The following is a 20,493-nucleotide window of genomic DNA, read 5'->3' on the forward strand; positions in this document are numbered from 1 at the left end:
CCAGGCCGCCGCCGAAATTCAGAAACGGTCCTTCAGGCGGTGCCAGAGCATGCCCAGCGCCAGCAGCGGCGAGCGCAGCGCGGCACCGCCGGGGAAGGCGCGGTGCGGCACCTTGGCGAACAGCTCGAAACCCGTGCTCTCGCGCTCGGCGATGGCCTGGGCCAGCAGTCGTCCGGCGAGGTGTGTCGCGTTCAGTCCGTGACCCGAGTAGGCCTGTGCATAGTAGACGTTGGGCTGCTCGGCGAGCCGGCCGATCTGCGGCAGGCGGTTGGCGCCGATGCCGATCATGCCACCCCAGGCGTAGTCGATGCCGATGCCCTGCAGCTGCGGGAAGACCGCGAGCATCTTCGGCTGCATGTAGGTGCGGATGTCCTGCGGGTCGCGCCCGGAGTAGTGGCAGGCACCGCCAAACAGCAGGCGCCTGTCGGCCGACAGGCGGAAGTAGTCGAGCGCCACGCGTTGGTCGCAGACCGCCATGTTCTGCGGCAACAACTCGTGCGCCAGCGCCTCGGGCAGGCGCTCGGTGGCGATGATGTAGCTGCCGGCCGGCAGCACGCGGGCGGCCAGGCGCGGCTGCAGGCGGCCGATATAGGCATTGCAGGCCAGCACCAGCGAGTCGGCGTGGACGCTGCCGCTGGCCGTCTCGACCCGCACCGTCGGGCCATAGTGGATGCGCTCGACCGGCGACTGCTCGAACAGCTGCACGCCCAGCGCGCGCGCGGCCCGGGCCTCGCCCAGCGCCAGGTTGAGCGGATGCAGGTGGCCCGAGCCCATGTCCACCAGCCCGCCGATGTAGCGCTGCGAGCCGACGATGGTCGGCATGTTGGCCCGCGAGACGCGCTGCAGGCGGTGCGCATAGCCCAGGCGAAGCAGGTCGGCATACTCCTCCTCGAAGTGCTCGAGGTCGCGCGGCTTGGTCGCCAGGTCGCAGTAGCCCCAGGTCAGGTCGCAGTCGATGGCATGCTGCTCGATGCGCTCGCGCACGATCTGCACGGCCTCGATGCCCATGCGCTTGAGTTCGTTGACGCCGTCCTCGCCGAGCACGCCGGCGAAGCGCCCGACATCGTGGCCGACCCCGCGGATCAGTTGGCCGCCGTTGCGCCCGCTGGCGCCCCAGCCGATCCGGTGGGCCTCCAGCAGGACCACCGAGAGGCCGCGCTCGGCCAGTTCGATGGCGGTATTCAGCCCGCTGAAACCACCGCCGACGACGCAGACGTCGGCACGCTGCTCGCCTTCCAGGCTGGGCAGGTCGAGTTCGTGGTGGCGGCTCGCGGCGTAGTAGGAAGGCGCGTGTTCGCTGGCGGAACCGGCGCGGGTGATGGGGTGCGGAAGGGTGTCTTGACGTGCTTGCATGGGCCCAAGGGTAGACCGGATCTGACCCGGCGGGCAAAAAGCGCCGCCGGTCGGCACCGGGCAAGGGCCGCTGCCGGTCAGTCCGGAACCGGCAGCTCCAGCGACTCCTTGACCTCCTCCATGACGATGTAGCTCTTGGATTCGCGCACATGCGGCAGCTTGAGCAGGATGTCGCCGAGCAGCTTGCGATACGAGGCCATCTCCGAGATGCGCGCCTTGACCAGATAGTCGAAGTCGCCCGACACCAGGTGGCATTCGAGCACGTGCGGCAGCTTGAGCACCGCGCGGCGGAACTCCTCGAAGATGTCGCCGGACTTGTAGGCCAGGCTGATCTCGACGAACACCAGCAGCCCGGCCTTGAGATGCTGCGGATTCAGCCGCGCCGAGTAGCCCATGATGATGCCCTCGCGCTCCAGGCGCCGGACTCGCTCGGTGCAGGGTGTGGTGGACAGGCCGACGCGCTCGCCCAGCTCGGTGAACGGAATGCGCCCTTCGGCCTGCAGGATGCGCAGGATGTGGCGGTCGATCTTGTCCAGCTCGCGGCGGGTCTGATGGCGGGTTCGCATGGGGAAATGCACTCCAGAAAAACCAATGAAGGCGTTAATAACTGCCAAATTTAGCCTTTTATATAGGCAATAACACTGCGCGCGCCTTTCTATACTCCGCTCGAGAATGACTTTCAGCGACACCCGCGACGAATGGGTGAGGAGGCGTGCGATGCGTGTTCTGGTACTGGGCGGCGGCGTGGTCGGTACGGCCAGCGCCTACTATCTGGCCAGGGCCGGTTTCGAGGTGGTGGTGGTCGACCGCCAGCCGGCGGTGGCCATGGAGACCAGCTTCGCCAATGCCGGGCAGGTCTCGCCCGGCTACGCCTCGCCGTGGGCTGCTCCTGGCGTGCCGCTGAAGGCGATCAAGTGGCTGTTGCAGCGCCACGCGCCGCTGGCGATCAAGCTGACCGGCGACATCGACCAGTACCTGTGGATGGCGCAGATGCTGCGCAACTGCACCGCCGCGCGCTATGCGGTGAACAAGGAGCGCATGGTGCGGCTGTCCGAGTACAGCCGCGACTGCCTCGACGAGCTGCGCGCCGAGACCGGCATCGCCTACGAAGGCCGCCAGCTGGGTACTACCCAGCTGTTCCGCAGCCAGGCCCAGCTGGATGCCGCGGCCAAGGACATCGCCGTGCTGGAGCGCTCCGGGGTGCCCTACGAGCTGCTCGATCGCGCCGGCATCGCCCGCGCCGAGCCGGCCCTGGCCAAGGTCGCGCACAAGCTGTCCGGTGCCCTGCGCCTGCCCAACGACCAGACCGGCGACTGCCAGGCGTTCACCACCCGGCTCGCCGAGATGGCCCTGGGGCTCGGCGTCGAGTTCCGCTTCGGGCAGGACATCCAGCGCCTGGAATGCAGCGGCGATCGCCTCGCCGGCGTCTGGATCGACGGCAAGCTGGAGACGGCCGACCGCTACGTGCTGGCGCTGGGCAGCTACAGCCCGCAGATGCTCAAGCCGCTGGGCATCCGCGCGCCGGTCTACCCGCTCAAGGGCTATTCGCTGACGGTGCCGATCACCGATCCGGCGATGGCGCCGATGTCGACCGTGCTCGACGAGACCTACAAGGTGGCGATCACTCGCTTCGACCAGCGCATCCGCGTCGGCGGCATGGCGGAGATCGCCGGCTACGACCTGTCGCTCAACCCGCGCCGGCGCGAGACGCTGGAGATGGTGGTCAACGACCTCTATCCGCTGGGCGGCGACACGCGCGAGGCGCTATTCTGGACCGGACTGCGCCCGGCTACGCCGGACGGTACGCCGATCATCGGCGCCACGCCGTATCGCAACCTGTTCCTCAACACCGGTCACGGCACCCTGGGCTGGACCATGGCCTGTGGTTCCGGCCGGGTGTTGGCCGACCTGCTGGCCTCCAAGCGCCCGCAGATCAGCACCGAGGGGCTGGCCATCTCGCGCTACGGCAAGCACAAGGAGAAACGCAAGCATGCCCATCCGGCGCCTGCACACTGAGACCCGCTACAGCGAGGCGGTCCTGCATAGCGGTACGGTCTATCTGTCCGGCCAGCTGGCCGACAACCTGGACGGCGACATCCGCCAGCAGACCCGCGAGACCCTGGCCAGCATCGATCGCCTGCTGGCCGAGGTGAGAACCGACAAGACGCGGCTGCTCTCGGCGCTGATCCACCTGCGCGACCTCGATGACTACGCCGCGATGAACGAGGTCTGGGACGCCTGGGTCGCACCGGGCTGTGCGCCGGCGCGCACCACCGTGCAGGCGCTGATGTATGCCCCCGAGGTGCGGATCGAAATCACCGTGGTCGCCGCGCTGCCCGATCTTTCCGGGCCCGATCTCTGAGGCCCCGCAGCAAGTCGTCGCCTGTGCGATGACTCGCTTCGCCGTGTTGTAAATTCTGAACGCCGTTGCCATCATTAGCGCCAATCCGCATCGCTCTTTCAGAGGATCCCCGTATTGGACGTCGGCGTTCGACTGCAGACCATTCGCAAGCTCAAGGGGCTGTCCCAGCGTGAGCTGGCCAAGCGCGCAGGCGTGACCAACAGCACCATCTCGATGATCGAGAAGAACAGCGTCAGCCCCTCGATCAGCTCGCTGAAGAAGGTGCTCGGCGGCATTCCCATGTCGCTGGTGGAGTTCTTCTCCCCGGACTTCGATCAGGACAGTGATACCCAGGTGGTCTACAAGGCCGACGAACTGATCGATATCTCGGACGGCGCGGTGAACATGAAGCTGGTCGGCAAGGCCCACCCGGGGCGCGCCATCGCCTTTCTCGACGAGACCTACCCGCCGGGTACCGACACCGGCGAGGAGATGCTCACCCACCAGGGCGAGGAGGCCGGCATGTTGGTCGAGGGCCGCCTCGAACTCACCGTCAACGGGCAGATCTACGTGCTCGAGCGCGGCGACAGCTACTACTTCGAAAGCAGCAAGCCGCATCGCTTCCGCAACCCCTTCGGCGAGCCGGCGCGGCTGATCAGCGCCACCACGCCGGCGAATTTCTGAGGCCTGGCCATGCAATGCGACACAAGGTCGCTGGCGTTTCGTATTGTTTCGGCTGACCCGGCTTGCCGCTATACTACCGGCCGCTCGCGATACCGTGGCCGCGGGCGTAACCAGCCACATGAGGGTAAAAGGTGAACCTGATTAAGAAGATCCTGGTAGCGCAGGCTGCCGCAGTGGCCCTGTGGGCAGTGAGCGCTCAGGCTGCGACCAACGACGATATCGCTGCACGCCTGAAGCCGGTTGGCGAAGTCTGCGTGCAGGGTGAAGAGTGTGCAGCGGCCGGTGCCGGTGCTGCCGCAGCGGCCGGTGGTGCAGCGCGCAGCGGTGCCGATGTGGTCGCCAAGTTCTGCAACGCCTGCCATGGCTCCGGCCTGCTGAATTCGCCGAAGGTCGGCGACACCGCCGACTGGAAGGCCCGTGCCGATGCAGCCGGTGGCATGGACACGCTGCTGCAGCATGCCATCAACGGCATCCGCGCCATGCCGCCGAAGGGCACCTGCTCCGATTGCTCGGACGACGAGCTGAAGGCCGCCATCGAGCACATGTCCGGCCTGTGATCGCCCTGCGCTGAGCGCTGTGCACGAAGCCGCCCAACCGGGCGGCTTCGTCGTTCTCGCGGGGAGAAAAGTCCGACTGCACCGGTCCATAGGGCAATGTCCGGGTGCGCGCATCCTGCGCGGCGCCCGTGAATGACGGGAGGTCAGACATGCCCAGCAGCGCCCCGCAGCCCGAGCGGCTGTTCTTCGCCAGCGACGGCCGGACGCCCAACAGCGCGCATCCGGTCCTGCTCTATCGCCAGCTGCCGCTGGCCGGCGGCGACTACGCCAGCGCCTTCGAGAGCCTGTTCGCCAGCCACCTGTGGCCTGCGCAATGGCGGGCGTCGGTCTACGACTACCAGCATTACCACTCCACGGCGCACGAGGTGCTCGGTGTTGCGCGCGGCCATGCGCGACTGATGCTCGGTGGCGAGTCCGGGAAGGTGGTGGAGGTCCGCGCCGGCGATGCGCTGGTGCTGCCGGCGGGCACCGGGCATTGCCAGCTGCAGGCCAGCGACGATTTCGAGGTGGTCGGTGGCTATCCGCTGGACCAGCGTTACGATTCGCTGCGTCCCGACGCGGCCAGCCATGACCAGGCGGCAGCGCGCGCGGCACGGGTCGCGGTGCCGGTCAGCGACCCGGTGGCCGGCACCCAAGGGGCGCTGGTCGCGCTCTGGCGCCAGCAGCCGGGCGGGGAATGACGCGCGTTTACTCGATGAACTGGACCTGGCCGTTTTCCAGCGACTTGACCCGTGCCAGCGATTCCACCCGCAGGCCGGCTGCCTCCAGCTCCTGGCGCCCGGCCTGGAAGGACTTCTCGATCACGATGCCGAGGCCGGCGATGCTCGCACCGGCCTGCTGAATGATCGAGATCAGGCCCTTGGCGGCTTTGCCGTTGGCCAGGAAGTCGTCGATGATCAGGATGCGATCGCTGGCCGAGAGATGGTTCGAGGCGATGGCGATGGTGCTTTCCACCTGCTTGGTGAAGGAATACACCGAGGCGGTCAGCAGGTTGTCGGTCAGCGTCAGCGACTGGTGCTTGCGCGCGAAGATCACCGGCACGCCCAGTTCCAGGCCGGTCATCACCGCCGGCGCGATGCCCGAGGCTTCGATGGTGACGATCTTGGTCACGCCGGCATCGCGAAAGCGCCGGGCGAATTCCTGGCCGATCGCCTGCATCAGCTGCGGGTCGATCTGGTGATTCAGGAAGGCGTCGACCTTCAGGACTCGGTCGGACAATACGATGCCTTCACTGCGGATTTTCTGTTTCAGCTGTTCCACGAACGCGCAACCTCAAGCGAACCCTTGGGAAACAGGCCGGACAAGACATCGGTGACGGGCCCTGAAACGGCACGAGGCGACGCCTGGTTCGCGTCGCCTCGTCGTCACTGCAGCTTTCCGCAGCCTGGAAAGCCGCGCATTCTCGCGCAAATCGGGGCGCCAGTTCAAAGCGCGTCGCTCAGCCCGGCGGCTCGATCGACAGGCGGCGAAAGCGCGCGGCCTTGCTGTGATGCTGCAGCATCAGCTGCCGCGGCGGCACGGATGAAGGCGGGCGAAGGCGGTGAACGCGCCGTGCGTGAAATCGGCGCAGTGACGGCCGCGTCAGACCGGCTGTGCGGCAGGCCTGGTTCGCTCCGCAAGGCCCCGTCCTTGAGCCTGCCGTCGGCGAGTTCGGCGATTGCCGGGCAGCCTGGGCGCAGGCGCCTAAGCTTGGGGCAGCCCCTGTCACTGGAGACTGTCATGTTGCGAATCGCCATCAACGGTTATGGCCGTATCGGTCGCTGTGTCCTGCGTGCGCTGTTCGAGCGCGAACTGGAGACGCGCATCCATGTCGAGGTCATCAACGACCTCAGCGACGCCGCCACCCTGGGCCACCTGACCCGCTTCGACTCCACCTTCGGCCGCTTCCAGGGCCAGGTCGACGTGCGCGAGGACATGCTGCAGGTGCGCGGCCAGTCGATCCGCCTGCTGCGCGAGCGCGACCCGGCGCGGCTGCCATGGAAAGAGCTCGATGTTGACGTGGTGCTGGAGTGCTCGGGCGTGTTCAAGACGCGCGAGCAGGTCGACCAGCACCTGCAGGCCGGCGCCCGGCGCGTACTGGCCTCGCATCCGCTCGAGGGTGCCGACCTGACGGTGGTCTACGGCGTCAACCACCAGCGCCTCGGCGACCAGCGGGTGGTGTCCAACGCGTCCTGCACCACCAACTGCCTGGCGCCGCTGGCCAAGGTGCTGCACGAGGCGGTGGGCATCCGCCAGGGCCTGCTCAACACCGTGCATTCCTATACCAACGACCAGAACCTGCTGGACAAGCCGCATCGCGATCTCTACCGCGCACGCGCCGCGGCGCTGTCGATGATTCCCTCCACCACCGGCGCGGCCAAGGCCATCGGCCTGGTGCTGCCGGAACTGGCCGGGCGGCTCGATGGCCTGTCGGTGCGGGTGCCGACGCCGAACGTCTCGCTGGTCGACCTGACCTTCGTCGCCGAACGCGCGCCAGGCAGCGCCGAGGCGATCAACCAAGTGCTGATCGAGGGCGCCCGGCGCCTGCCGGCCGGGGTGATGGAGTGCAACGCGCTGCCGCTGGTGTCCAGCGACTTCAATGGCTACCCGCTGTCGTGCGTCGCCGATCTCAGCCACACGCGGGTGCAGGACGAGCTGGTCAAGGTGCTGGCCTGGTACGACAACGAGTGGGGCTTCTCCAACCGCATGCTCGACGTGTTGCTGGCCTGGCAGGAGGCGGCGGCTTGATGGACGACCCCTGGCAGGCGCGGTTGGCCGAATTCCGCGGTGCGCTGGCCAGCAGCGCGCCGACGCCGGGCTGCGGTGCCGCCGCCGCGGTGGTGGCGGATCTCGGCCTGGCGTTGGTCGCCAAGGCCCTGCGCATCAGCCAGGCGCATGGTGGGAATGGCGAGCGCAGCGCCCTGCTGGCCGAGGCCGATCGCCTGCTCGGGCGCCCCGGGCGTTTCGCCGAGGACGACATGCAGGCCTTCACCGCCTACCTGCGGGCGGCGCAGCAGGACGATGCCGCGCTGGCCGAGGCGGCCCGGCAGGCCTGCGCGGTGCCGCTGGCCACCGCGCACAGCTGCCTGCAGGGCCTGGAGGTCGCGGTGGCTGCGTGGCCGTTGGCCGCCGGCAGCCTGCAAAGCGATGTCGAGGCTGGTGCCAGACTGCTGCATGTGGCGCTGACGGCGGTGCTGTTGAATGTCGATGCCAACCTGGCGCCGATCCGCCCGGCCGCCGATGCACGCCGTGCGCGGGCGGCACGCCAGCGCTTGCAGGGCGATGCCGATGACTGCCTGGCGCGGCTGGTCAGTTCCCAGTCTGTCGAATAACGAGACGAAAGCTCTCATTTCTGTCTTGACGGGTGAGTCGAGCACTTCTAGTCTGCCAAAGCCATAACGGTACTTTAAGTCTCAGAATAAGAATGATGGGCGCGAAAAACTCGGGCCCGGAGGACCTCACATGAGCCACCGCATCGTCCTGCCGCGCCTGATGGAAGTCGGCGCTGGCGCCAGCGGGCAACTCGCCCGCGTGCTGCAGGAGCTGGGCTGCAGTCGCCCGCTGATCGTCACCGACCGCATGATGGTCGAGCTTGGCTATGTCGCGCGCATCGCCGGTCAGCTGGAAGAGGCCGGCATCGCCAGCCAGTGCTTCGCCGACACCCTGCCCGAACCCACCGCTGCCTCCATTCGCGCCGGCGTCGAGATGGTCCGCCAGGGCGATTTCGATTCCATCGTCGCCCTCGGCGGCGGCAGCCCGATCGACTCGGCCAAGGCCATCGGCATCCTCGGCAAGTTCGGCGGCGAGATGCGCGACTACCGCTTCCCGCGCGATGTCAGCGAAGCCGGCCTGCCGCTGATCGCCATCCCCACCACCGCCGGAACCGGCTCGGAGGCGACGCGTTTCACCATCATCACCGACGAGACCAGCGACGAGAAAATGCTCTGCGCGGGCCTCGGCTTCATGCCCATCGCCGCGCTGATCGACTACGAGCTGACCCTCTCGCTGCCGCCGCGGGTCACCGCCGACACCGGCATCGACGCGCTGACCCACGCCATCGAGGCCTATGTCAGCCGCAAGGCCAGCCTCTACAGCGATGCCCAGGCGCTGCAAGCCATGCGCCTCTTGGCGCCGAACCTGCGCGCAGCCTTCCACGAGCCGGACAACCGCGCCGCGCGTGAGGCGATGATGCTTGGCGCGACCCTGGCCGGCATCGCCTTCTCCAACGCCTCGGTGGCGCTGGTGCACGGCATGAGCCGGCCGATTGGTGCCTTCTTTCATGTGCCCCACGGGCTGTCCAACGCCATGCTGCTGCCGGCGATCACCGCCTTCTCGATTCCCGCGGCGCCGGAGCGCTATGCCGACTGCGCGCGGGCTATGGGCGTCGCCACGCAGACTGACAGCGTCGAGGTGGCGAACGACAAGCTGCTCGCCGAGCTGCGCGCAATCAACCAGGAACTGAAGGTGCCGAGCCCGGAACAGTTCGGCATCGCCCGCGAACGCTTCTTCGAGCTGCGCTCGACCATGGCGCGTCAGGCGCTGGCCTCCGGCTCGCCGGGCAACAACCCGCGCGTGCCCACGGAAGCGGAAATCATCGACCTCTACGAAACCGTCTGGAACCAGGAGTGAAGCCATGCAGACCCTCGGCAACCTGATCAACAACGAGGCCGTCGCCGGCCGCTCCGAGCGCCACGCCACCGTCTACAACCCGGCCACCGGCGAGCCGCGCCTGTATGTCTCGCTGTCCTCGGCGGACGAGACCCGTGAGGCCATTGCCGCTGCCCAGGCCGCCTTCGAAGGCTGGTCGAAGACGCCGCCGCTGGTGCGCGCGCGGGTCATGTTCCGTTTCAAGGAACTGCTCGAAAAACGTCGCGACGACGTTGCCCGGCTGATCACCAGCGAGCACGGCAAGGTGTTTTCCGACGCTCAGGGCGAAGTCACCCGCGGGCTGGAAGTGGTGGAGTTCGCCTGCGGCATCCCGCATCTGCTCAAGGGCGAGTTTTCTTCCAACGTCGGCCGCGACATCGATTCGAATTCGCTGATGCAGCCGCTCGGTGTCTGCGCCGGGATCACCCCGTTCAACTTCCCGGCCATGGTGCCGCTGTGGATGCTGCCGGTGGCCATCGCCTGCGGTAACACCTTCGTCTTGAAGCCCTCGGAGAAGGACCCCAGCGCGACGATGCTGATCGGCGAACTGCTGGCCGAGGCGGGGCTGCCGGCTGGTGTGCTGAACATCGTCAACGGCGACAAGGAGGCGGTGGACGTGCTGCTCACCGATGAGCGGGTGCAATCGGTCAGCTTCGTCGGCTCGACGCCCATCGCCGAATACATCTATGCCACCGCCTCGGCCCACGGCAAGCGCTGCCAGGCGCTGGGCGGGGCGAAGAACCACATGGTGGTGATGCCCGACGCCGATCCGCAGCAGGTGGTCAGCTCGCTGATGGGCGCGGCCTACGGCTCTGCCGGCGAGCGCTGCATGGCGATTTCCGTCGCGGTGTGTGTCGGCGACGAGGTGGCTGACAAACTGGTCGAAATGCTCAAAGGCGAAATCAGCCAGATGCGCACCGGCCCGGGCCTGGGCGTCGAGCCCGAGCCGCACATGGGCCCGCTGGTGACCCGCGAGCACCAGCAGAAGGTCAGCGGCTACATCGATCTGGGCGTGGAGGAAGGTGCAACGCTGGTCTGCGACGGCCGCGGCATCAAGGTCGAGGGCCATGAGAACGGCTTCTATGTCGGCCCGACGCTGTTTGACCGGGTCACGCCAGACATGCGCATCTACCGCGAGGAGATCTTCGGCCCGGTGCTGGCCGTGGTGCGGGTTGCGTCGTTCGACGAGGCGCTGCAACTGATCAACGACCACGAGTTCGGCAACGGCACTTCGATCTTCACCCGTGACGGCGACACCGCACGGCAGTTCGAGGAGAACGTCAGGGTCGGCATGGTTGGCGTCAACGTGCCGATCCCGGTGCCGATGGCCTTCCACTGCTTCGGCGGCTGGAAGCGCTCGGTGTTCGGCCCGCTGAACATGCACGGCCCGGATGGGGTGCGTTTCTTCACCCGGATGAAGACCGTGACCCGGCGCTGGCCCACCGGTATCCGTGCCGGCGCCGAGTTCGCCATGCCGACCATGAAGTAACCCGCGCGGCACCGTTGCACTGGCGGTGCCGGTCGCTACACTCCCGGGCGCCCTGTGGGGCGTCCATCTTCATCGAACGACAAGGCAGACGATGCGCAGCACTCCCCGCGAGAAAGGCTCTTCCATCACCCGCGTGCTGGAAATCATCGAGGCGGTGGCGGCGGCGCCCCAGCCGCTGACGCCGACGGCGCTGGCCGCGAAGCTGGACATTCCCAAGGCCAGCGCGCATCGATTGGTGCAGACCCTGGAGAAGGAGGGCTTCCTGCAGTTCGGCTTGCGTGGCGGGCTGTTGCCGGGCGATCGCCTGCACACCACCGCCATCGACGTGCTGCGCGGCGGCCGGCACAAGGCGCTGCGCCAGGCGGTGCTGCGCCAGCTGTCGGAGAGCATCGGCGAGACCTGCGGCTTGGCCATCCCGGATGGGCTGGACATGCTCTATTTCGACCGGGTGCAGACCAACTGGCCGCTGCAGATCAACCTGCCGATCGGCAGCCACACGCCGCTCTGGTGCACCGCCAGCGGCAAGCTCTACCTGGCCTCGCTGCCCGAGGTCCAGCTGGAGCGGGTGCTGCGCCAGCTGCCGATCCGGCGCCTGGCGCGCAATACCGTGACCGACCCCAGCGCGCTGCGCGACGACCTGGCGCGCATCCGCGAGGAGGACCTGGCGACCGATTCGGAAGAGTTCATCGACGGCATGGTCGCCTGCGCGGTGCCGGTGCGCGACGGCCGCGGCGAGCTGAGCGCCTGCCTGTTCACCCACGCGCCGGTGATCCGTTGCTCGATGGCGCAGTTGCTCGAGTTCGTGCCGCGCCTGCGCAGCGCCGCCGGCGAGCTGGAAGCCATCCTCGGCAGCCAGGCGACCCCGGACGGCGGTCAGAGCACGTAGAACAGGATGGCGATGAAGTGCAGCAGGCTGCCGACCATCACGAAGAGGTGCCAGATGCCGTGCCAGTGCCGGAAGCGGTCGTCGAAGACGAAGAACACGATGCCCACCGTGTAGCAGAGGCCGCCGGCCAGCAACCAGCTGAAACCGGCGCCGCCCAGGGCGGCGAACAGCGGCTTGACCGCCACCAGCACGATCCAGCCCATCACCGCGTAGATCACCAGTGACAGCACGCGAGCCTCGGAGCGCGGCTTGATCTCCTGCAGCATGCCGATCACCGCCAGGCCCCAGACGATGCCGAACAGCGTCCAGCCCCAGGCGCCGGCCAGGGTCACCAGGCAGAACGGCGTGTAGCTGCCGGCGATCAACAGGTAGATCGACAGGTGGTCGAGCTTGCGCATCACCCCTTTCGCCCGCCCGCGCAGGCTGTGGTAGAGCGTCGAGATGCTGTAGAGCAGGATCAGGCTGAGGCCGTAGATCGCCACGCTGACGATCTTTGCCGGCGAGCCGTCGAGCGCGGCGAGGACCAGCAGCCAGATGGCGCCGAAGCTGGCGAGCAGGGCGCCCACCAGGTGCGTCCAGGCATTGAAGCGTTCGCCGTGATACATCCCGACCCTCCCGTAACCGCGACGCCACCAGCATGCCGCGGCCGGGTTACGGGATTCAAACCGGCCGTCGCGGGAAAACCGGACCCGGCCGTCAGCGCTTGAGCATCGCCCGCATCGCCGCCAGGGCGTCATTGCCGCGCGCGGCCTTGACCTCCACCGGCGCGTCCTCCCCGCCTTCCCAGACCAGGTCCTCGGGCGGCAGTTCGTCGAGGAAGCGGCTCGGCGTGCAGTCGATGACCTCGCCGTACTGCTTGCGCTTGGCGGCGAAGGTCAGCGCCAGGTTGCGCTTGGCGCGGGTGATGCCGACGTAGGCCAGGCGCCGCTCTTCCTCGATGGTGTCGGCCTCGATGCTGGAGCGGTGCGGCAGGATCTCTTCCTCGAAGCCGATGATGTACACCGAGGGGAATTCCAGTCCCTTGGAGGCGTGCATGGTCATCATTTGCACGCCCTCGGCACCTTCTTCCTCTTCCTGCTGGCGCTCGAGCATGTCGCGCAGCACCAGCTTGCCGATGGCGTCCTCGATGGTCATGTCGCCGTCTTCGTCCTTGTCCAGGGTGTTCTTCAGCGCCTCGACGAGAAACCAGACGTTGCCCATGCGCGCGTCGGCGACCTTGTCGCTGGAGGCGTTCTGCCTGAGCCAGTTCTCGTAGTCGATGTCCATCACCATGCTGCGGATGGCGGCGATCGGGTCGTTCTGCGCGCACTGCTGGCGCACCTTGTCCATCCAGTGCTTGAAGCGCGCCAGGCGCTCGGTATAGCGGCTGTCCAGGTGCGCGCCGAGGCCGATTTCGTCGGCGGCGGCGTACATGCTGATCTTGCGCTCGCTGGCGTAGTTGCCGAGCTTTTCCAGGGTGGTGGAGCCGATCTCGCGGCGCGGCACGTTGATCACCCGCAGAAAGGCGTTGTCGTCGTCCGGGTTGACCAGGAGGCGAAAGTAGCTCATCAGGTCCTTCACCTCCTGGCGGGCGAAGAAGCTGGTGCCGCCGGACAGGCGATAGGGAATCTGGTGGTGCTGCAGCTTCAGCTCCATCAGCTTGGCCTGGTAGTTGCCGCGGTAGAGGATGGCGAAGTCGCTGTAGGGGCGCCCGGTGCGCAGGTGCTCGGTGAGGATTTCCAGCGCCACCCGCTCGCATTCGGCCTCCTCGTTGCGCGTGCGGATCACGCGGATCTCGTCGCCATGGCCCATCTCCGACCACAGCTGCTTCTCGAACACGTGCGGGTTGTTGGCGATGAGGATGTTGGCGCACTTGAGGATGCGGCTGGTGGAGCGGTAGTTCTGCTCCAGCATCACCACCTTCAGCGACGGGTAGTCCTCTTTGAGCAGGTTGAGGTTTTCCGGGCGCGCGCCGCGCCAGGCGTAGATCGACTGGTCGTCGTCGCCGACCACGGTGAACTGGTGGCGCATGCCCACCAGCATCTTCACCAAGAGGTACTGGCTGGCGTTGGTGTCCTGGTATTCGTCGACCAAGAGGTAGCGGATGCGGTTCTGCCACTTTTCCAGGATGTCCTTGTGCTCCTGGAACAGCTTGACCGGCAGCAGGATCAGGTCGTTGAAGTCCACCGCGTTGTACGCCTTGAGCGTGCGCTGGTAGTGCAGGTAGACGATCGCGGCGGTCTGCTCCTTCGGCCCGCGGGCGTTGGCCAGGGCTTCGTCCGGCAGGATCAGGTCGTTCTTCCAGCTGTCGATGAGGTTCTTGATCTCGTCGGCACCGTCGTCGCCGGCGTATTCCTTCTGCATGATGTCGGTGAGCAGCGCCTTGATGTCGCCGTCATCGAAGATCGAGAAGCCGGGCTTGTAGCCCAGGCGCGCGTATTCCTTGCGGATGATGTTCATGCCCAGGTTGTGGAAAGTGGACACGGTCAGGCCGCGCGCCTCGCTGCCCTTGAGCAGGGTGCCGACGCGCTCCTTCATCTCCCGCGCCGCCTTGTTGGTGAAGGTCATGGCGACGATGTGGCGGGCCTGGATGCCGCAGTTCTGCACCAGGTGGGCGATCTTGCGGGTGATCACGCTGGTCTTGCCGGAGCCGGCACCGGCGAGCACCAGCAGGGGGCCGCCGACGTAGTTCACGGCTTCCTGCTGCCGAGGGTTGAGTCGGGACATGTCTCGTTCAGGTCGTTTCGAGGGGGGCGAGAGTTTAGCAGGCCGGCGGGCCGAAGCCTCGCTCGCCACCCGTTGTCCGTCGCCCCGGATGGCCGTGACGCAGGTGGCGGTTTTGCGGTCGATTGCCCCTGCAAGGGCGCCGCAGACGCGTCTGGGCCTTGGCTAATGCGCAGATTGCTTTAGTCTTGTGGCGCGGTGCCGGAAGCAGGCCTGGCCTGGTGCACCCGCGCTACACAGGGAGGTGGCGTCAGCGGGGCGATCTGTTTGCCTCCATCCTTCGCCAATCGGGAGGTCGCGTGTCCGCGCCCAGCCAAACCATGCCCCTGGTCCTGCTTGCCGACCAGCCTGCCTGGGCCAGGCGCCTGCGCTCGTGCCTGGCGGCCGTCGAGAGCCGCCAGCCACTGATCGTCGCGCCGGGGGCCGACAGCGTGCGCGAGCGCCTCGAAGGCGACCAGCCCTGCGTGGTGCTTGCCGCGCCGGCCTGCCAGCCGGCCCCCGGCGCGTGCCGCTGGCCGGTGATCCTGCTGCTCGAAGAGGAGCCGGACGAGCCGCCGGAGGGCGTGGTGGACTGGCTGGTCCGCAGCCAGCTGAGCCCCGAGGTGCTGCGCCGCTGCCTGCGCTACGTGCGCGAGCGCTGCAACATGCAGGGCACCCTGCAGCGCCTGGCCGACCATGATCCGCTGACCGGCATCGTCAATCGGCAGGGCTTCCAGGCGCAACTGATGGAGGCGCTCGCCGACCACCATGGCCGCGGCCTGGCGTTGGGCTACCTGGACCTGGACAACTTCGGCCGGGTCAACGACACACTTGGGCATGCCGCCGGCGACCGCCTGATGCTGCAGGTGGTGGCCCGCCTGGAGACCGCGCTGGAGCCGGGCGATGCGCTGGCGCGCCTGGGCAGCGACGAGTTCGCCCTGCTGATCGACACCCGGCGCAGCCCGCAGCGCGCCGAGCAGCTGGCCGAACTACTGGTCGAGGCGCTCGGCGAGCCCTACTGGCTCGACGGCGAAAGCCTGATGCTCGGCTGCAGCCTGGGCCTGGCCCACGCCCATGCCGGCATTGGCGCCGACCCGCTGCTGCGCCATGCCCAGCTGGCCATGCGCCAGGCCAAGGTCAGCCAGGGTTGCACCTGGCATGCCTACGACGAATACAGCAGCCGCGCCGCACGCACCCTGGTGGATCTGGAAGGCGAGCTGCGCCGCGCCCTGCGCCGCGGCGAGCTGGAACTGCACTACCAGCCGCGACTGTGCCTGCACAGCGGGCGCATCCTCGGTGTCGAGGCACTGGTGCGCTGGGCGCATCCCGAGCGCGGCCTGCTGGCGCCGGATGCCTTCATCCCGCTGGCGGAGGAGAGCGGCCTGATCGTGCCGCTGGGCTACTGGGTCATCGCCCGCGCGCTGCATGACCTGCAGGCGCTCGTCGAGGCCGGGCAGGATCACCTGCAGATGGCGGTCAACCTGTCGTTCCGCCAGTTCCAGGACAGCCAGCTCTTGCCGACCCTGAGCCGGCTGATCGAGGAGTGCGGCGTCGATCCGCGCTGGCTGGAATTCGAACTCACCGAAACCGCGGTGATGCGCCGCAGCGAGCAGGTGCGGCGGACCATGGAGAGCCTCGGCCGCCTGGGCGTGCGCTTCTCGCTGGACGACTTCGGCACCGGCTTTTCCTCGTTCGTGCACCTGTCCAGCCTGCCGATCACCCTGTTGAAGATCGACAAGAGCTTCGTCGCCGGGATGGACGGCAACCGCCAGCTGGTCCAGGCGATGATCGGCCTGGCGCACAACCTCAAGCTGGAGATCGTCGCCGAGGGGGTGGAGACCGCCGAGCAGCTGCACTGGCTGCAGCGCTTCGGCGCGCACCAGGTGCAGGGCTACCTGGTGAGTCGGCCGCTGCCGCTGCCCGAGCTGCTCGGCTACCTCGGGCGCGAGCCGCTCGGCGAGGGCATGCGGCTGAACTGAGCCGCCGCCCTGGCTTCAGCGCACGATGTGCAGGAAGTGCAGGTGCTTCTCGTACTGGTCGATGATGTCGCCGATCACATCCTCGCGGTTCCAGCCCATCAGGTCGTAGTCCTGGCCGCCTTCCTTGAGGTGCACCTCGGCGCGGAAGTACTGGCGCTCGTCCTGCTCGTCGAGGCTGGGCACGAAGTTGGGCATCTCGTAGGCGCGCGGGCGCACCTCGTAGATGAAGTCCGGCTCGCCCTCGTGGCGGATCTCGATGCGCACGCGGCGATCCTCGCCCTCGCTGACCTCGGCCACGTAGCCCTCGCTGCGCATCTGCTCGGCGACCGCCTCGCAGGCCGGGCGGACCACGCCGGCAATGAAGCGCACCACATCGGGGCGCCGCGGGAACTGCATCAGGTTGTGCAGGCGCCGCTGCCAGCCGCCGGCCGCGCGCGGTGCGCTCGGCGAGGTGTTCAGCGACTGGTAGCGCAGGCCCTGCTTGGTGGCGTCCAGGCGCAGCGCCTTGAGCAGGCCCCACATCGAGCAGAGCAGGGCGATGGTGAACGGCAGCGCGCTGGCGATGGTCGCGGTCTGCAGCGCGGTGAGGCCGTCGGCCAGCAGCAGGGCGATGGCCACCGCACCCATCGAGCAGGCCCAGAACACCCGTTGCCAGGCCGGCGTGCCCGGGTGCCCGCCGGAGGCCAGCATGTCCACCACCAGTGCGCCGGAGTCGGCCGAGGTGACGAAGAACACCACCACCATGACGATCGCCACCAGCGAGATCAGCGACGCCAGCGGGAACTGCTCGAGGAAGGCAAACAGCGCCAGGGCGCTGTCGCTCTCGATGGCCTTGCCGAGGCTGTCGATGTGTTCCCAGAGGATCATGTGGATCGCGGTGTCACCGAACACCGTCATCCACAGCAGGGTGAAGGCGGTCGGCACCAGCAGCACGCCGGCGACGAACTCGCGGATGGTGCGCCCGCGCGAGATACGCGCGATGAACAGGCCGACGAAGGGCGACCAGGCCAGCCACCAGCCCCAGTAGAACAGCGTCCAGCCGCCGATCCAGTCGTTCGGCTCGTAGGCGTAGAGGTTGAAGGTCTTGTTGACGATATCCGACAGGTAGCTGCCGGTGTTCTGCACGAAGGTCTGCAGGATGAATACCGTCGGCCCGGCGATCAGCACCATCAGCATCAGCAGCAGGGCCAGCGACAGGTTCAGCTCCGAGAGCCGGCGCACGCCCTTGTCCAGGCCGGTGACCACCGAGATGGTGGCCAGCAGCGTGGTGCCGATGATCAGGCCGATCTGCACCGGAATGGTCACCGGCAGGCCGTAGAGGTGGTTCAGCCCGGTGTTGATCTGGGTGACGCCCAGGCCCAGCGAGGTGGCCACCCCGAGCACCGTGCCGATGATGGCGAAGATGTCCACCGCGTGGCCGATTGGGCCGTGGATGCGTTCGCCGATCAGCGGGTAGAGCGCCGAGCGCAGGGTCAGCGGCAGGCCGTGGCGAAAGGCGAAGTAGGCCAGGATCATCGCCACGATGGCGTAGATCGCCCAGGCATGCAGGCCCCAGTGGAAGAAGGTGATCTTCATCGCCTCGCGCGCGGCGATCGAGGTGCCGCCCTCGCCGACCGGTGGCGAGAGGAAGTGCATCACCGGCTCGGCGACGCCGAAGAACATCAGGCCGATGCCCATGCCGGCGGAGAACAGCATGGCGAACCAGGTCAGGTAGCTGTAGTCGGGCACGCTGTGGTCGGGGCCGAGCTTGATGTCGCCGTAGCGGCTCAGGGCGACCAGGGTCACCATCAGCAGGATGATCGCCACGGCGAGGATGTAGAGCCAGCTGACGTTGGCGATGATCCAGGCCTGGGTGTCGCTGAACACCGCCTGGGCGCTGTCCTGGAAGGCGATGCTGTAGACCAGCAGGGCGAGAAGGGTGATGGTCGAGCCGAAGAATACCGGCCGGTTGATGGTCGAGGGCGAAGACGTCTGGGCCTCCATGCTGCTCTCCTTTGATTGGTGTTCTGGGGAGTGGCCGCCTGTGGCGAAGCGCTGAACCTTAACACAGACCTTGGCTTCGGCCCGGATGCTGCGCCCGGGCGCGCCGCCGGCGACGGGTGCTCAGCCGGCTGCTGCGGGGCGATACTGCAGGGCCTCGGCCAGGTGCCCGCGGGTGATGCTCGGGGCCTGCTCGAGGTCGGCCAGGGTGCGTGCCACCTTAAGCAGGCGGTGCGCCGCGCGCAGCGACAGCGCCAGCCGCTCGCAGGCCGTTTCCAGCCAGCGCTGGTCCTCGCTGGCGAGCCGGCAGTGCTCGCGCAGGCCGGCGAGGTCGAGGAAGGCGTTGACGCAGCCCTGGCGCGCCTGCTGGATGGCCCGCGCCGCGGCGACCTGGCTGGCGACCACGGCGCTGCATGGGCCGGCCTGCCGTGGCGTGCCCAGCGAAGTGGCCTCGCGCGCCACGGTCAGGTGCAGGTCGATGCGGTCGAGCAGCGGCCCCGACAGCTTGCCGCGGTAGCGCTGGATCTGCTCCGGGGTGCAGCGGCAGCGGCCGCCGGGGTCGCCCAGGTAGCCGCAGGGGCAGGGGTTCATCGCCGCCACCAGCTGGAAGCGCGCCGGGAAACGCACCTTGTCGCGCGCCCGGGCGATGACGATATGCCCGGATTCCAGCGGTTCGCGCAGTACCTCGAGGACCTTGCGGTCGAACTCCGGCAGCTCGTCGAGAAACAGCACGCCCTGGTGCGCCAGGGTGATCTCGCCGGGCTGCGGGCGGCTGCCGCCGCCGACCAGGGCCGGGCCGGAGGCGCTGTGGTGCGGCTGGCGGAACGGCCGTTGCGGCCAGTGTTCGAGCGGGCCATGGCCGGCCACCGAGCCGATGGCGGCGACTTCCAGCGCCTCCTGCTCGTCCAGCGGCGGCAGCAGCCCCGGCAGGCGGCTGGCCAGCAGCGTCTTGCCGGTGCCGGGCGGGCCGCAGAACAGCAGGTTGTGCGCCCCGGCCGCGGCGATCAGCAGGCCACGCTTGGCCGCCAGCTGGCCCTGCACGTCGGCGAGATCGGGGTAGGGCAGTTCCTGGCGCAGCAGCCCCTCGGCCTGGTAGGGCGCCAGCGCGGTCTGGCCGCTGAAGTGGGCGGCGACTTCCAGCAGGTGGTCGGCGGTATACAGGGTCAGCCCGGAGGCCAGGCTGGCTTCCTCGGCGTTGGCCCGCGGCACCAGCAGGGCGCGGCCACTGGCCCGTGCCGCCAGCGCGGCCGGCAGCACGCCCCGCACCGGCCGCAGCGCACCGGAAAGCGCCAGTTCGCCGAGGCATTCGACGCCGGCCAGGGCCTCGGCGGGGAGCTGCCCGCTGGCGGCGAGGATGCCCAGCGCGATGGCCAGGTCGAAGCGCCCGCCGTCCTTGGGCAGGTCGGCCGGGGCCAGGCTGAGGGTGATGCGGCGGGCGGGGAAATCGAAGCCGGAGGTGAGGATGGCGCTGCGCACGCGATCCTTGCTCTCGCGCACCGCGGTTTCCGGCAGCCCGACCAGCGCCAGCGACGGCAGGCCGTTGGCCAGGTGGGCTTCGACGGTCACGGCAGGCGCCTCGACGCCCACCTGTGCCCGGCTGTTGACGATGGCTAGGGACATGATCACTCCTTTGATCCTGTCGCCGCCCGGCTCTTATTCGGCGGGCGGCGCGAGCTTCTCTTCCAGTTCGGCGACCTTCGCCTCGAGCGCCTCCAGGCGGGCGCGGGTCCGCGCGAGCACCAGCATCTGCGTGTCGAACTCTTCGCGGCTGACCACGTCGAGCTTGCTCAGCGCGCCCTGCAGCATGCCCTTGAGCTGCGCTTCGAATTCGGCACGGGGCAGGGGGCTTTCGCCGTTGAACAGGCGCGAGGCCTGGGCACCGATGGCATCGAGAAAGGCTTTGGGCGGAAACATGG

Annotated in this window: 19 protein-coding genes; 11 read left to right on the forward strand and 8 right to left on the reverse strand. The window is 68.1% G+C overall.

Features of this window, described 5'->3' with window-relative positions; genetic code table 11:
* Nucleotides 1–18: 18 nt before the first annotated feature.
* A complete protein-coding gene (locus L3N39_RS04885) occupies nt 19–1,353 on the reverse strand; it encodes an NAD(P)/FAD-dependent oxidoreductase (RefSeq protein ID WP_237256165.1) in 1,335 nt (444 codons plus the stop codon).
* A gap of 77 nt (nt 1,354–1,430) precedes the next feature.
* Nucleotides 1,431–1,919 (reverse strand): Lrp/AsnC ligand binding domain-containing protein, encoded by a 489-nt coding sequence (locus L3N39_RS04890; RefSeq protein ID WP_237256166.1) that lies wholly within the window; start codon nt 1,917–1,919, stop codon nt 1,431–1,433.
* A gap of 151 nt (nt 1,920–2,070) precedes the next feature.
* Between L3N39_RS04890 and dadA the strand changes: the two genes are divergently transcribed.
* The 5 genes from dadA to L3N39_RS04915 all read left to right on the forward strand — a co-directional run bounded on the left by dadA (nt 2,071) and on the right by L3N39_RS04915 (nt 5,615).
* Nucleotides 2,071–3,369, forward strand: a complete 1,299-nt coding sequence (gene dadA / locus L3N39_RS04895; protein WP_237256167.1) for a D-amino acid dehydrogenase — start codon at nt 2,071–2,073, stop codon at nt 3,367–3,369.
* Nucleotides 3,344–3,715, forward strand: a complete 372-nt coding sequence (locus tag L3N39_RS04900) for a RidA family protein (protein ID WP_237256168.1) — start codon at nt 3,344–3,346, stop codon at nt 3,713–3,715. Before dadA ends, L3N39_RS04900 begins: the two co-directional genes overlap by 26 nt.
* A gap of 114 nt (nt 3,716–3,829) precedes the next feature.
* Entirely contained in the window at nt 3,830–4,378 is a 549-nt protein-coding gene (locus L3N39_RS04905) for a cupin domain-containing protein (protein ID WP_237256169.1), read from the forward strand.
* 131 nt (nt 4,379–4,509) lie between these two features.
* Nucleotides 4,510–4,935, forward strand: a complete 426-nt coding sequence (locus tag L3N39_RS04910; protein WP_237256170.1) for a c-type cytochrome — start codon at nt 4,510–4,512, stop codon at nt 4,933–4,935.
* Between the two features lie 149 nt (nt 4,936–5,084).
* On the forward strand, nt 5,085–5,615 hold the full coding sequence (locus L3N39_RS04915; RefSeq protein WP_237256171.1) for a cupin domain-containing protein: 531 nt from the start codon (nt 5,085–5,087) through the stop codon (nt 5,613–5,615).
* 7 nt (nt 5,616–5,622) lie between these two features.
* Here the strand turns inward: L3N39_RS04915 and L3N39_RS04920 are convergent, their stop codons facing one another.
* Nucleotides 5,623–6,195, reverse strand: a complete 573-nt coding sequence (locus L3N39_RS04920; protein WP_237256172.1) for a xanthine phosphoribosyltransferase — start codon at nt 6,193–6,195, stop codon at nt 5,623–5,625.
* A 459-nt stretch (nt 6,196–6,654) separates the two neighbouring features.
* On the opposite strand from L3N39_RS04920, the gene gap reads away from it, so the two are divergent.
* The 5 genes from gap (at nt 6,655) to L3N39_RS04945 (ending at nt 11,936) form a co-directional block, all read left to right on the forward strand.
* Nucleotides 6,655–7,662, forward strand: coding sequence for a type I glyceraldehyde-3-phosphate dehydrogenase (gap, locus tag L3N39_RS04925; RefSeq protein ID WP_237256173.1), 1,008 nt, complete (start codon nt 6,655–6,657; stop codon nt 7,660–7,662).
* Nucleotides 7,662–8,246, forward strand: a complete 585-nt coding sequence (locus tag L3N39_RS04930) for a cyclodeaminase/cyclohydrolase family protein (protein WP_237256174.1) — start codon at nt 7,662–7,664, stop codon at nt 8,244–8,246. The genes gap and L3N39_RS04930 overlap by 1 nt, the downstream gene beginning before the upstream one ends.
* A gap of 130 nt (nt 8,247–8,376) precedes the next feature.
* Nucleotides 8,377–9,543, forward strand: a complete 1,167-nt coding sequence (locus L3N39_RS04935) for an iron-containing alcohol dehydrogenase (protein ID WP_237256175.1) — start codon at nt 8,377–8,379, stop codon at nt 9,541–9,543.
* 4 nt (nt 9,544–9,547) lie between these two features.
* Nucleotides 9,548–11,050 carry a CoA-acylating methylmalonate-semialdehyde dehydrogenase gene (locus tag L3N39_RS04940; RefSeq protein ID WP_237256176.1) on the forward strand — a complete coding sequence of 501 codons (1,503 nt, stop codon included), beginning with the start codon at nt 9,548–9,550 and terminating at the stop codon, nt 11,048–11,050.
* 91 nt (nt 11,051–11,141) lie between these two features.
* Nucleotides 11,142–11,936, forward strand: a complete 795-nt coding sequence (locus tag L3N39_RS04945; RefSeq protein WP_237256177.1) for an IclR family transcriptional regulator — start codon at nt 11,142–11,144, stop codon at nt 11,934–11,936.
* On the opposite strand, the gene trhA is transcribed toward L3N39_RS04945, so the two are convergent.
* Nucleotides 11,924–12,541: a PAQR family membrane homeostasis protein TrhA gene (trhA, locus tag L3N39_RS04950; RefSeq protein WP_237256178.1), complete on the reverse strand. Its 618-nt coding sequence runs from the start codon at nt 12,539–12,541 to the stop codon at nt 11,924–11,926. The genes L3N39_RS04945 and trhA overlap by 13 nt on opposite strands.
* A 91-nt stretch (nt 12,542–12,632) precedes the next feature.
* Nucleotides 12,633–14,642, reverse strand: coding sequence for a DNA helicase Rep (gene rep / locus L3N39_RS04955; protein ID WP_237256179.1), 2,010 nt, complete (start codon nt 14,640–14,642; stop codon nt 12,633–12,635).
* A 317-nt stretch (nt 14,643–14,959) separates the two neighbouring features.
* Here rep and L3N39_RS04960 point away from each other — a divergent pair, with 317 nt between their 5' ends.
* Nucleotides 14,960–16,597: a putative bifunctional diguanylate cyclase/phosphodiesterase gene (locus L3N39_RS04960; RefSeq protein WP_237256180.1), complete on the forward strand. Its 1,638-nt coding sequence runs from the start codon at nt 14,960–14,962 to the stop codon at nt 16,595–16,597.
* A 15-nt stretch (nt 16,598–16,612) separates the two neighbouring features.
* On the opposite strand, the gene L3N39_RS04965 is transcribed toward L3N39_RS04960, so the two are convergent.
* The 3 genes from L3N39_RS04965 to L3N39_RS04975 all read right to left on the reverse strand — a co-directional run bounded on the left by L3N39_RS04965 (nt 16,613) and on the right by L3N39_RS04975 (nt 20,491).
* Nucleotides 16,613–18,580 carry a BCCT family transporter gene (locus tag L3N39_RS04965; protein ID WP_237256181.1) on the reverse strand — a complete coding sequence of 656 codons (1,968 nt, stop codon included), beginning with the start codon at nt 18,578–18,580 and terminating at the stop codon, nt 16,613–16,615.
* Between the two features lie 120 nt (nt 18,581–18,700).
* Nucleotides 18,701–20,197 (reverse strand): YifB family Mg chelatase-like AAA ATPase, encoded by a 1,497-nt coding sequence (locus L3N39_RS04970; protein WP_237256182.1) that lies wholly within the window; start codon nt 20,195–20,197, stop codon nt 18,701–18,703.
* Between the two features lie 33 nt (nt 20,198–20,230).
* Complete coding sequence (locus L3N39_RS04975) at nt 20,231–20,491, reverse strand: accessory factor UbiK family protein (RefSeq protein WP_237256183.1); 261 nt, start codon at nt 20,489–20,491, stop codon at nt 20,231–20,233.
* Nucleotides 20,492–20,493 lie beyond the last annotated feature (2 nt).

Origin of the sequence: Pseudomonas oligotrophica, assembly GCF_021726475.1 — a bacterium.
Taxonomy (GTDB): domain Bacteria; phylum Pseudomonadota; class Gammaproteobacteria; order Pseudomonadales; family Pseudomonadaceae; genus Stutzerimonas; species Stutzerimonas oligotrophica.